Origin of the sequence: Acinetobacter guillouiae CIP 63.46, assembly GCF_000368145.1 — a bacterium.
Lineage (GTDB): Bacteria > Pseudomonadota > Gammaproteobacteria > Pseudomonadales > Moraxellaceae > Acinetobacter > Acinetobacter guillouiae.
The window spans coordinates 38,804-51,734 of the sequence record NZ_KB849285.1; the positions used below are offsets into that span (position 1 = coordinate 38,804).

Annotated in this window: 9 protein-coding genes; 4 read left to right on the forward strand and 5 right to left on the reverse strand. The window is 40.1% G+C overall.

Annotated features, from left to right (window positions below; translation table 11 throughout):
* Positions 1-26: 26 nt before the first annotated feature.
* Positions 27-3,149, reverse strand: a complete 3,123-nt coding sequence (locus F981_RS17015) for a DNA translocase FtsK (protein WP_004723646.1) — start codon at positions 3,147-3,149, stop codon at positions 27-29.
* Between the two features lie 312 nt (positions 3,150-3,461).
* Between F981_RS17015 and trxB the strand changes: the two genes are divergently transcribed.
* From trxB to F981_RS17035, 4 genes are all read left to right on the forward strand, one after another.
* Positions 3,462-4,415, forward strand: a complete 954-nt coding sequence (trxB, locus tag F981_RS17020) for a thioredoxin-disulfide reductase (RefSeq protein ID WP_004723647.1) — start codon at positions 3,462-3,464, stop codon at positions 4,413-4,415.
* A 110-nt stretch (positions 4,416-4,525) separates the two neighbouring features.
* Entirely contained in the window at positions 4,526-6,076 is a 1,551-nt protein-coding gene (locus F981_RS17025; RefSeq protein WP_004723648.1) for a methyltransferase regulatory domain-containing protein, read from the forward strand.
* 68 nt (positions 6,077-6,144) lie between these two features.
* Positions 6,145-6,876 carry a leucyl/phenylalanyl-tRNA--protein transferase gene (gene aat, locus F981_RS17030; RefSeq protein WP_004723649.1) on the forward strand — a complete coding sequence of 244 codons (732 nt, stop codon included), beginning with the start codon at positions 6,145-6,147 and terminating at the stop codon, positions 6,874-6,876.
* A gap of 23 nt (positions 6,877-6,899) precedes the next feature.
* Complete coding sequence (locus F981_RS17035) at positions 6,900-7,715, forward strand: arginyltransferase (protein WP_004723650.1); 816 nt, start codon at positions 6,900-6,902, stop codon at positions 7,713-7,715.
* 38 nt (positions 7,716-7,753) lie between these two features.
* Here F981_RS17035 and rimI read toward each other — a convergent pair whose 3' ends face one another.
* The 4 genes from rimI to fusA all read right to left on the reverse strand — a co-directional run bounded on the left by rimI (position 7,754) and on the right by fusA (position 12,848).
* The gene (gene rimI / locus F981_RS17040) at positions 7,754-8,212 is read right to left on the reverse strand and encodes a ribosomal protein S18-alanine N-acetyltransferase (protein WP_004723651.1); all 459 of its coding nucleotides are present in this window, start codon (positions 8,210-8,212) and stop codon (positions 7,754-7,756) included.
* A gap of 110 nt (positions 8,213-8,322) precedes the next feature.
* Positions 8,323-9,204: a metal-dependent hydrolase gene (locus F981_RS17045; protein ID WP_004723652.1), complete on the reverse strand. Its 882-nt coding sequence runs from the start codon at positions 9,202-9,204 to the stop codon at positions 8,323-8,325.
* A gap of 221 nt (positions 9,205-9,425) precedes the next feature.
* Complete coding sequence (tuf, locus tag F981_RS17050; RefSeq protein ID WP_004723653.1) at positions 9,426-10,616, reverse strand: elongation factor Tu; 1,191 nt, start codon at positions 10,614-10,616, stop codon at positions 9,426-9,428.
* A 93-nt stretch (positions 10,617-10,709) separates the two neighbouring features.
* Positions 10,710-12,848 carry an elongation factor G gene (gene fusA, locus F981_RS17055; RefSeq protein ID WP_004723654.1) on the reverse strand — a complete coding sequence of 713 codons (2,139 nt, stop codon included), beginning with the start codon at positions 12,846-12,848 and terminating at the stop codon, positions 10,710-10,712.
* Between the last annotated feature and the right edge of the window lie 83 nt (positions 12,849-12,931).

The window sequence follows — 12,931 nt, forward strand, 5'->3', positions numbered from 1 at the left end:
CCTAAGCTCATTGCAAGCTGTTTAAATTAGACCAAAATATCTCGCTTACCATTCGGTCCTTGTTCACTGACAATACCCTGCTCCTGCATTTGATCAACAATACGGGCAGCACGGTTATAACCTAAGCTAAACTTACGTTGCAGTGAAGATACAGACACCTTACGTGTTTCTAAGACAAATGAAACACATTGGTCATAGAGTGCATCACGGTTCGGATCGCCATCACCATCTTCAAAACCACGTGTGGTCGGTTCTTCGTCAAACGGCGTGAGAATTTCATCAACATAATTCGGTTCACCGCGTTCACGCCATGCGTCACAAATACGGTTGACTTCATCATCGGAAATAAATGCACCATGTACACGCTCAGGATCAATTTTACCTGGACCGAGGAATAACATATCACCATGGCCCAAGAGATCCTCTGCACCACCACCATCCAAAATAGTACGCGAGTCAATTTTACTGTTTACACGTAATGCCACACGGGTTGGAATATTGGCTTTAATCAAACCCGTAATGACATCTACCGATGGACGTTGTGTTGCTAACAGTAAATGAATTCCTGCTGCACGAGATTTTTGTGCCAGACGGGTAATCATTTCTTCTGCTTTTTTACCCACTTGCATGATCATATCTGCAAATTCATCGGCAACAATCACAATCGAAGGCAATGGTTGCAAACGTGGTGCTCTGTCTTGTGTCGCAGAATCACTTGGTTTCCAAGTTGGATCAATCAGATCCTCACCATTTGCAATGGCTTCTTCCACTTTACGGTTATAGTCGGCTAATTTACGGATCTTTAAAAAAGACATCAGCTTATAACGACGTTCCATTTCATTGACACACCAATTCAATGCACTAACAGCATCTTTCATGTCAGTCACAACAGGTGTCAATAAATGAGGAATATCATTGTAGTTCGCTAATTCCAATTGTTTTGGATCGATCAGAATCAAACGCAATTGATCAGGTGTATATTTCAACAACATCGACAGGATCATTGAGTTTACAGCAACCGATTTACCTGAACCTGTTGTCCCCGCAACCAACATATGTGGTGCTTTACCTAAGTCAGTGATCACAGGATTACCCGAAATGTCCTTACCCATTGCCATTGAAAGCAAACCATTTGGATCTTTAAAAACGGGAGTTTCTAACAATTCTATCAGACGTACCATTTCACGACTGCTATTCGGTACTTCAATCCCGATATAAGGCTTTCCGGGAATCACTTCAACCACACGTACAGATGCCATTGACATAGAACGTGCCAAATCTCGGGAAATATTGGTCACTTTCGAGGCTTTTACACCGGGTGCCAAATCTAACTCAAAACGTGTAACCACTGGCCCAGGTTGGGCTTCGATCACTTTGGCTTTGACGTTAAACTCTTGAAGTTTAATTTCTAACAGTTCAGATAAACGTGACAATTGTTCTGCGGTAAAGTTGACTTTTTTATTTGGATCGACTTTATCTAACAGTTCATAGCCTGGCAATGTTGGTAAGTCTCGACGCTTATTTGCAACTTGCATTGCACGTGACATCGGACGACCAAATGCATCTGTTAATGGTGCATCTAAGTCGAAATCATCTTCAAGTTCTGCAAACTCACTTTGCAATTCGTCTTGAGGTTTACCCGCAGTTTCTTGCCAAGCATCTCTAAATGCATCTTTATCTGCAGCAATTAAAGACTTTTCTTCTTCACTGACCAAGGTTGATGCATTTAAATTGGTTTGAATATTGGCACGGGTAAATGGCGTAGATTGAGCATAATTACTGGTTGTACGAACATCTACAGATTGCTGATTTGGTTGGTACGCAGTTGGGCTTTCAGTAAGTTCTTCATCTGCAAGCGATGCCAGCTCATCTAATTCATTGGCTAAATTTTGTATTGCTACGCCTGAAGTTGCCGCTACTGCGACACCACTCGCAACGCTTTGCCCACCCTGAACAGCAGTATCTACATAACCAGCTTCAATATGAGTCTGCGCTGTAGCGGTATTAAATGGGCTATGGATATCTGTGGCAGTTTGTCCATTTGGTACAACTGATAACAATTCATCAAACACTTGGTCATCATCCCAATCAAGTGAAGATTTTTTATTGATCTGCACAGGATCAACATCATGTTGATGCGCGCGTGGCAAATGATCTGCATATTTATCTTCAGTTTGATCTTCTGACGCTTTGATCAAGGCATCAATATCTCGATTATGGTCTTGATCTTGATGTAAGGCCTTCCATACTTCACCAGATGAAACAGTACGTTGACTGTCTTGTTCTAGACGATGTGCTTTTTCTAAAGTCCGCTCTAATTCCAAATCATCAATATCGTCTTGATCAAATTGAACATGATGTTGAGTTTTATTTTCTTGCTCAATCATGTCATCAAATAAGCGTTCTGCTGTTTGATTGTGTTTAGTATTTTTAACAGTCAAATGCTCTTTTGCTGGTGCCTGATCTTCAGCTTCGACAAATTCAGCTTGAGCTGTTATTGGTTCAGCTTTATGCGTATGCGCATGATTTTTATTTTTCTGCGGTGATGTCAAATCAAAAGCAGATTCACTTTCAGGAACATTTTTATAAAACAAATCTTGTAAATAAGCAGGCGTGGCTTTTAGTGTTGCCCACGTTCTATTCCATTGAATACCAAACGCTAAGGTAAATAGAACAACGAGCAAGAGCAAAATAAATACAACTGCCCCATAAATACTCATCAGTTGAGATAGGCTTTCACCAAGTTCATAACCAATGATTCCACCAGAAGCATTGGCTAATGTGTCTGCTGGTACATTCCAAAGCAAATACAATAGACTTGAGGTCGCAAGCAAAATAAAAAATTGAGCAGCGTAACGAAACGGACGACTCACAAAACTTCGTGGCCACCATACTTGGACTGCTTCTATAAAAATAAATACAGGAATGAGTAAACTTGCCCAACCTAAAAAACCAAACAACAAATCAGCAATCCAAGCACCCGCTACACCACTGGCATTTGAAACCTGTTGTGTATCACTCGAAATATGCATCCAGCCTGGATCAAATGGGGTATATGTCACTGTTGCAAGGAACAGATATATCCCAAATGAAATCAAGAATATTGTTGTTAAAAAGCGCTGTGCATAAACATTTGACACCGCAGTCATATACTATCCTGTAACCAATTGTTCAAATTACTCTTTTCTGAAGCTTGATCAGCTTTCTTGAGAGAAGAAATTTTTATATTATGCACCTGTTCTTAAAAAAAAGATGCACTATTATTTACTTGTGTTGTAAAGCATTGTTAGAAATTTAAGCTTTTATTTCGATAAAAATGCCAAACAATATTATTTGATTATTCTATATAGCTCAATTCGATTTAGATGATCAATATTATCGACATTGAAGCCACACAACTTTGATAAAGTTTCACGTATAATTCAAACAATTTCTATATTTTTCATAAAAAAGGATGACTCATGAGCGCTCGTCACTCTCGGTTAATTATTTTAGGTTCTGGCCCTGCTGGTTATAGTGCTGCTGTTTATGCCGCGCGTGCAAATTTAAAACCAACCTTAATTGCAGGTATGCAACTCGGTGGTCAATTAACCACGACGACTGATGTTGAGAACTGGCCTGGCGATGCTGAAGGTTTAACAGGTCCAGCGTTAATGGATCGTATGCAAGCGCATGCTGAACGTTTTGGTACTGAGATTTTATACGATCATATCAATGAAGTTGATCTTCAGGTGCGCCCTTTTGTGCTTAAAGGCGATATGGACGAGTACACCTGTGATGCGTTAATTATTGCAACAGGTGCAACAGCACAATATTTAGGCCTTGAGTCTGAACAGGCTTATATGGGCCAAGGTGTAAGTGCTTGCGCAACTTGTGATGGTTTCTTCTATAAAAACCAAAAAGTGATGGTTGTGGGTGGTGGTAACACTGCTGTTGAAGAAGCACTATATCTTTCCAATATCGCTTCACACGTTACCCTTGTTCACCGTCGTGACAAATTACGTTCTGAAAAAATCCTTCAAGACCATCTCAACGAAAAAGTTAAAGAAGGTAAAATTTCGATCATCTGGAACCATCAAGTTGATGAAGTTTTAGGTGATAGTAATTCTGGTGTGACCTCTGTACGTATTAAGTCTACCCAAGATGATTCAACTCAAGACGTTGACGTATCAGGTATGTTTGTGGCAATTGGTCACAAACCAAATACCGCAATGTTTGAAAATCAACTTGAACTGCGTAATGGCTATATTCAAGTACGCAGTGGTACTGCGGGCAATGCCACAGCGACATCTGTAGCGGGTGTATTTGCTGCAGGTGATGTTGCTGATGATGTTTATCGTCAAGCAATTACATCTGCAGGTTCAGGCTGTATGGCAGCACTTGACGCTGACCGCTATTTAGATGGCTTAGAATAATTGATTTATTTTGTGTAAAAACAAACCGCCTACATGGCGGTTTGTTTATTTTTGATTTATAAATAAACAAGAGAAATGACTTTAAACGAATACAAACTATAGGAAAAAACATGACAACAGCGTGGACCGATGGCTACCAGACAGAAGTAAATTACACCTATGGTTACTACAGAGACTTAAGCCCGAACTACCAAAAGTTTTGCTTATTACTCAATGGGGTTGATTGCCCACCCACCAATGAACGTCACAAACATTGTGAACTCGGCTTTGGTCAAGGTGTCAGTCTAAATATTCATGCTGCATCCAGTTTTGGTTTATTTTTTGGTACAGACTTTAACCCTGCTCATGCTGCCCATGCCAATGTCTTGGCTGAACAAAATCAAGTCCCGCATCATTTCTATGATGCAAGTTTTGAAGAGTTGCTCAACAAAGACTTACCGATGTTTGACTCGATTAGTTTACACGGAATCTGGAGTTGGATTAGCCACGAAAACCAACATATTATTTTGCAATTTATCCGAAAATTTTTAAGTCCCAATGGGATTGTCTATATCAGCTATAACTGCCTGACCGGTTGGGCTGCCAATATGCCAGTCCGCGAGTTATTTCACAGTCATTTTAAATTTAATAGCACCAGTACCAACCCGCTACAAAAAGTAAATGATTCACTTAACTTTAGTGAAGAGCTATTAGCGCAAAATCCCCTCTTTGCTCAGAGAAATCCAAATGCACTCAACAAAGTGCAAGATTTAAAAAAACAAAATCCAAACTATTTGATCCACGAATACTTAAATCAAGATTGGCAGTGTTTTTCTTTTCAACAAGTGGTGCGAATTTTAGAAGAAATTAAACTGACCTATGCGGGTTCAACAGATTTAAATTCACATCTAGATAACATTAATTTTAGTGAACAACATCAGCAATTTTTAAACACCATTGAACATCCTGTTTTTAAAGAGCAATGCCGTGATTATTTTGCCAATACACAATTTAGAAAAGATTTATATATCCGCGGGAAAAATACCTTAACTGCATTAGAAATTCAGCATCGTTTGAGAAATACAGCCTTTGTCTTATTAACAGCACCAGAAAAATTGCCAAAAACAATTTCAGGATACTTAGGGGAATTCGATTTAATCCAAGAGATTTATCAACCACTCGGTGCTTATTTTAAGCAATGTGACTATAAGCCACAGACGATTGCAGAGCTTGAACAGGCCATTCCTGATATTACCTATTCAAAGCTACTCAATGCCTTGGTGATTTTATGCCACTTAGGTTTGGCACAACCTTGTCAGGCGGCTTCAAATCCAGATATGGTTGAACATGCTCAGAAATTAAATCGTTATTTCCTTGAGCAAGCCAGCTATCATACCAATTATCAAGTATTGGCCTGTCCACTCACAGGGATTGGTATTCCAGCCGATCAGTTTACCCAACTCTTCTACCGCGCTCACTTTATCGATGGTTTAGACTCTGCCGCAGAATTTGCACAATATGTTTGGGATGTGCTGACTCAATTAGGCTGGCTGGTATTGGACCAACAAGGCAACACCGTTTCAGATCCAAAAACCAGCCTTGAAGTCATTCAAGAGAAAGCCCAATTCTTTATAGATAGTGACAAACTCAAAATTGCAAAACATTTGAAACTTTTTGCATAGGGTCTGTTTAGACATTTAATTACATGATCAGCTAAGATAAAGCTGATCTTTTTTATTGATGAATTCTCGTGAATCAACTCCCCCTTTCACAATTTATTTTTCCAGATCCAATAGAAGCTGATCCAGATGAACAAGGCTTGATTTGTATAGGTGCAGACTTAGCACCTTCTACATTATATGAAGCTTATACGCATGGCTTATTTCCATGGTTTTCCGAAGGTGAGCCAATTTGTTGGTGGTGTCCAGAGCCCCGGTGCATCATTCGCCCTCAGGATTATCATCCAAGTAAATCACTACTGCGAAATATGAAAAAGTTTGATTATAAAATTACCATCAATCATGCTTTTGAACAGGTCATTCGTTCTTGTTCGCTCCCACGTAGCTATGCGGATGAAACGTGGATTTCTGAGGAGATTATTCACGGTTATTGTCAACTATTTGAAGCTGGCTATGCCTATAGTGTTGAAGTCTGGGATCAAGACAAAATTGTAGGTGGGCTGTATGGTGTGACAATTGGCCATGGTTGCTTTGGTGAGTCGATGTTTAGCACTCAAACCGATGTTTCCAAAATGGCTTTTTACACACTGATGTTATTAGGCCGAGAAAATAATTTACCGTGGATTGACTGTCAGTTGGTCAATGATCACTTACTCAGCCTCGGTGCTTGTACACTTTCTCGCCATGAATACCTTAAATCGTTACAAGATGTAATAAAACAACCCTCTATAGATTGGAAAAGTTATCAAGAGCGTGTATTTTCAAGTAAAACAATAGCGATTTTATCGCGCTTAATGGAATGAAAATAAAAGGAGGGACATGATTTATGAATTCTTATCATCCTAAGTCCCTATTAAACGACTTACAGTATTATATTACGCCACCGCATGATTGCAGTTATCTAGAAAATAAATCTGCACGGATGGTGTTTCTCGATCCTGTACATCGTATTGATGTCGTCACACTTTCAGAATTATCGCGTGTAGGTTTTAGACGCAGTGGCGACTTTGTTTATCGCCCTGAATGTCATCTTTGCCGCCAATGTTTATCTTGTCGGGTGCCAGTGACTGAATTTAAAATGAGCAGTGCTCAGAAAAAAGCCTGGAAACGTAATCAAGATTTAACCGTTAAAATTATTTCGACCCAAGAGGCAACACAAACGCATTATCATCTGTACGAGCGTTATATTATTGAAAGACATGCTGATGGTGATATGTTCCCACCCAGTTATGACCAATTTGAAAAATTCCTGATCCATAGCTGTACCAACAGTTTTTTCCTTGAACTGTGGAAGGATGATCGTTTAATTAGTGTCTCTACTTGTGATCAATTGGATGATGGTGTCTCTGCGGTATATACCTTCTTTGATCCCAATGAGAGTAAACGCTCACTCGGGGTTTTTGCGATTCTCAAACAAATTGAATATGTAAAATCGTTGAATTTAGATTTTGTCTACCTCGGGTATTGGGTTCCACATGCCGAGAAAATGAATTACAAATCTCAATATGCACCATTTGAATTATTATTAGATGGACAATGGCGACGGATCAATCGTCACTTGGAAGCCAAAGAAATTCAAGAATTGGGCGATATGTTGATGACCACCCTGCCTTCAGAATGGAATGAGCCGATTATCAAATAATCGGCTTTCGCTGTTCGCATTTTCGATATTACTTAGACTTATTTAAATAATTTTGAAAAATCATCACTACAGGCTTTGACCATAATAATTGCATGTTCACGGCCACCCTGTTGATTTGGATAATAATTTTTTCTTAAATCAATTTGATGAAAGTTGGCCTTTTCATAGAGCGCAATCGCAGCTTTATTTGACTCACGCACTTCAAGAAAGATTTGTACTGGATTATTTTTTAATAATGCAATCGATTCATCTAACAGTTGATAGCCGAGCCCTTTACCCTGCTGGCTCGGATGAATCGCCATAAGCAATAAATTCGCTTCATCTAAAACAGGTTGCAGAATACAAAAGCCCACCACTTGATGGTCTTGCTCAATCACTGTACTTAGATAACTTGTTATGGACTCTTCAAATTGACTTTTTTTCCAAGGATGACTTTGTACCAAGTCTTCAATTTGAGAAACAGCGTGCAGATCTGAAGATTGCATTAAACGAATCATCTGCGTTCATCAACTCAATATAAAAAATGAATTATAAGAAATTAAACCAAGAAGTCTAATAAAAAAGAGCAACAATTGTTGCTCCTTAAGCAAAATGCTGACTTTAAGCGTCACAGACCCAGTTTCGCTTTCCATGTCTCGAGCAAACTCACTGTATCGAGATCATTTGGATGGAAACCTGGCTTAAAGTATGCCAACATTTCTTTGGTCATTCCTGCGATAATGCCTTTAGATGGACTATAAGCATATTTATAAATAATACCGAGCTCTTTTAGGTTGAGCTTGCCATCCTCTTTTAATAAACGCACCACAAAAGATGATTGCGCCATAAAGATGAGTACCATTGCAAAAACTAAAGCCGTGGTACGTAAGCCATAAGCCTTGATACCTTTACCAAACACCGCTTCATAAACATCATAAGCCACTGCTTTATGTTCATTTTCTTCCACAGCATGCCAATACCACATATACGACATGGTTGGATCAGTCATTAACTTTTGGATATGCCCATTGACCAGCAGTTGCGAAGCAATTGTTGCAGTAAAATGCTCTAATGCAGTAGTCGCGGTTAAATCCACCATTTCTTGAGTCATACCAAAAGGCTTGACTACACGTGCAAACCATTTACGTGCGCCTTGAATTAACACACCTGTTTCACGCTCGTATTTCTCAACATCATGACCAAACTTTTTTGCTGAAGCATTAAAGTTTTCATGCTCTTTGGTGTGCATAGCTTCTTGACCGATGAAAGCACTAATCTCTTTTTGTAATGCTTCATTGTCCTTGATCGCAGGGTGATAACGTACCGCACGCACAGAATCGATAAAAAGTTTTTCGCCATCTGGGAACAATGCTGACAATGCAGTCATGAAATGTGTAATACCCGCTGAACCACTTGCCCAATATTCAGGTACATCGTCAAAATTAAAATCCATACGACGTACAGGGAAAGATGCACCAGCACGGTTTGAAATATTCACTTTTGCATTCATTGCGATTCCTCCTATTAAGTGAGTTTCACTTAAATTCTTTATGTTTGTTTTTCTCTTTCTTTATATTACGTTTATATGAAAGTTTAATAATTGCAGATTAGGTCACACAAATATCAGTTAAGGACAGCTTTTGATGGGTATTGTCTAACAATTTATAGACGCTTTATTTTATCCATAAAAAAAAGCGCCCCAAAGGAGCGCTCTTTTTACACAATCAGCGATTATGCAGTTACTTTAGCAACTACACCAGCACCAACTGTACGACCACCTTCACGGATCGCAAAACGTAGACCTGGGTCCATTGCGATTGGGTGAATTAGTTCTACTGACATTTCAACGTTGTCACCTGGCATAACCATTTCAACGCCGTCTTGTAATTGGATTGCACCAGTTACGTCAGTTGTACGGAAGTAGAACTGTGGACGGTAACCGTTAAGGAACGGAGTATGACGACCACCTTCTTCTTTAGAAAGTACATATACTTCTGCGTCGAATTTAGTGTGCGGCTTGATTGTACCTGGTTTAGCAAGTACTTGACCACGTTGTACGTCTTCACGCTTAGTACCACGTAAAAGAACACCACAGTTCTCGCCCGCACGACCTTCGTCAAGAAGTTTACGGAACATTTCTACGCCAGTTACAGTTGTTTTAACTGTATCTTTGATACCAACGATTTCAACTTCTTCGCCGACTTTAACGATACCAGACTCTACACGACCTGTTACCACTGTACCACGACCAGAAATAGAGAATACATCTTCGATTGGCATCAAGAATGCTTTATCGATAGCACGTTCTGGTTCTGGAATATAAGAGTCAAGCGCTTCAACAAGTGAAAGTACAGCTGATTCGCCATATTGACCAGCATCACCATTAAGTGCAGCAAGTGCTGAACCACGGATGATAGGCGTGTCATCACCTGGGAAGTCATAAGTAGAAAGAAGTTCACGAACTTCCATTTCTACTAATTCAAGTAATTCTTCATCATCAACAAGGTCACACTTGTTAAGGAATACAAGAATATAAGGTACACCTACTTGGCGAGAAAGAAGGATGTGTTCACGAGTTTGTGGCATTGGACCATCAGTCGCAGCACATACAAGGATCGCACCGTCCATCTGAGCAGCACCAGTGATCATGTTTTTAACATAATCGGCGTGACCTGGGCAGTCTACGTGAGCGTAGTGACGAATTGGAGAATCGTATTCTACGTGTGAAGTATTAATTGTAATACCACGTGCTTTTTCTTCTGGTGCAGAATCGATTGCTGCGTAGTCTTTAGCTTCACCGCCGTAAGTTTTTGCACAAATTGTTGCAATTGCAGCAGTTAAAGTTGTTTTACCATGGTCGACGTGACCAATTGTACCCACGTTTACGTGTGGCTTATTACGTTCAAACTTAGCCTTAGCCATGAGAGCTTCCTTTTTAAACTACTCATGCAGGGTCACTGCATGAGCACTTGGTTTTTAACTATGAATTAGTTTGGGCTTATAGTAATCGAAAGATTACTCGTCGTCACCTTTTTTACCGCCAGACTGGAATTTAGAAATGATGCCTTCAGCCACGTTACGTGGAGTTTCAGCATATTTAGCAAATTCCATAGAATATGTCGCACGACCTTGAGACATAGAACGCATTTGAGTCGCGTAACCAAACATCTCAGCAAGTGGAACTTCAGCACGAATTGCTTTAGTACCGCCAGGTAAGTCGTCCATACCCTGAACCATACCACGACGACGGTTTAAGTCACCCATGATATCGCCCATGTAGTCTTCTGGAGTTTCTACTTCAACTTTCATGATTGGTTCAAGCAAGATAGGATCTGCTTTCATGAAACCATCACGGAATGCGTAAGAACCTGCCATTTTGAACGATAATTCGTCAGAATCGACATCATGGTAAGAACCATCAAATAATGTCGCTTTGATACCCACAACAGGGTAACCAGCCAATACACCATTCTTCATACGTTCTTGAATACCTTTGTCAACCGCACCGAAGAATTCTTTAGGTACTACACCACCTACAACTTCTTCAGCGAATTGGTATTCTTTACCAGCTTCTTCAACATCCATAGGCTCTAAACGAACATATACATGACCGAATTTACCTTTACCACCTGTTTGACGTACGAATTTACCTTCTTGCTCAACACTCTTTTTGATTGTTTCGCGGTAAGCAACCATTGGTTTACCAATGTTCGCTTCAACGTTAAATTCACGCTTCATACGGTCAACAAGGATGTCAAGGTGAAGCTCACCCATACCCGCAATAATCGTTTGACCAGATTCTTCGTCTGTGCGTACACGGAACGATGGATCTTCTTTAGCCAAACGACCAAGAGCGATAGACATTTTTTCTTGGTCAGCCTTAGTTTTAGGCTCAACAGCAAGAGAAATTACTGGCTCTGGGAATTCCATACGCTCTAGTGTAATGATGTTTTTCTCATCACAAAGCGTATCACCAGTTGTTACGTCTTTAAGACCTACACATGCAGCGATGTCACCAGCGCGAATTTCTTCAACGTCTTGACGATCATTTGCGTGCATTTGTACGATACGGCCAATACGTTCACGTTTAGACTTAACTGGGTTATATACTGGGTCGCCTTGTTTAAGAACACCAGAATAAACACGTACGAAAGTCAAGTTACCTACGAACTTATCGTTCATGATTTTGAACGCTAATGCAGAGAACGGCGCTTCATCAGATGCTTCACGAATCGCTTTAGTTTCAGCTTTGTCGTCAAGAATACCTTCGATAGGCTTAACTTCTGTAGGCGATGGTAAGAATTCAATTACAGCATCCAACATACGTTGAACACCTTTGTTTTTGAATGCTGTACCACAAAGCATTGGTTGGATTTCGCCAGCCAAAGTTTGCGTACGAATACCTGCAACGATGTCTTCTTTAGAAAGATCACCTTCTTCTAGGTATTTGTCCATCAACTCTTCAGATGCTTCTGCAGCAGCTTCAACCATATTGGTGCGCCATTCTTCAGCAGATGCTTGAAGATCAGCAGGAATATCACCATATTCGAACTGCATACCTTGAGAAGCTTCATCCCAAATGATTGCTTTCATTTCGATCAGGTCAACAACACCTTGGAAATTTTCTTCAGCACCAATTGGAATCACTACAGGTACAGGATGAGCACCTAAACGAGTACGCATTTGTTCAACAACACGGAAGAAGTTTGCACCAGTACGGTCCATCTTGTTCACGAATGCTAAACGAGGCACTTTATATTTATTTGCTTGACGCCATACAGTTTCTGACTGAGGTTGAACACCACCTACAGCACAGTAAACCATGCACGCACCGTCAAGAACACGCATAGAACGTTCAACTTCGATTGTGAAGTCTACGTGTCCCGGTGTATCAATTACGTTGATACGGTGTTCAGGGAACTGCTTGCCCATACCAGACCAGAAACAAGTCGTAGCAGCTGAAGTGATTGTAATACCACGTTCTTGCTCTTGTTCCATCCAGTCCATTGTTGCTGCACCGTCATGTACTTCACCAATTTTGTGAGATACACCTGTGTAGAACAAAATACGTTCAGTAGTTGTAGTTTTACCGGCATCAATGTGCGCAGAAATACCAATGTTACGATAACGAGAAATTGGGGTTTGACGAGCCATGATTTCTTGCATTCCTAAATTTTGTTGTTTAAAACAGGACCCATCAATGAAGCATTGATGCGTACGGATACTCGATACGTAAT

Bases quoted from the DNA above. Each gene is read 5' to 3' on its own strand.
- F981_RS17015 (WP_004723646.1), bottom strand. From the start codon at position 3,149: ATGACTGCGGTGTCAAATGTTTATGCACAGCGCTTTTTAACAACAATA.
- trxB (WP_004723647.1), top strand. From the start codon at position 3,462: ATGAGCGCTCGTCACTCTCGGTTAATTATTTTAGGTTCTGGCCCTGCT.
- F981_RS17025 (WP_004723648.1), top strand. From the start codon at position 4,526: ATGACAACAGCGTGGACCGATGGCTACCAGACAGAAGTAAATTACACC.
- F981_RS17035 (WP_004723650.1), top strand. From the start codon at position 6,900: ATGAATTCTTATCATCCTAAGTCCCTATTAAACGACTTACAGTATTAT.
- rimI (WP_004723651.1), bottom strand. From the start codon at position 8,212: ATGATTCGTTTAATGCAATCTTCAGATCTGCACGCTGTTTCTCAAATT.
- F981_RS17045 (WP_004723652.1), bottom strand. From the start codon at position 9,204: ATGAATGCAAAAGTGAATATTTCAAACCGTGCTGGTGCATCTTTCCCT.
- tuf (WP_004723653.1), bottom strand. From the start codon at position 10,616: ATGGCTAAGGCTAAGTTTGAACGTAATAAGCCACACGTAAACGTGGGT.
- fusA (WP_004723654.1), bottom strand. From the start codon at position 12,848: ATGGCTCGTCAAACCCCAATTTCTCGTTATCGTAACATTGGTATTTCT.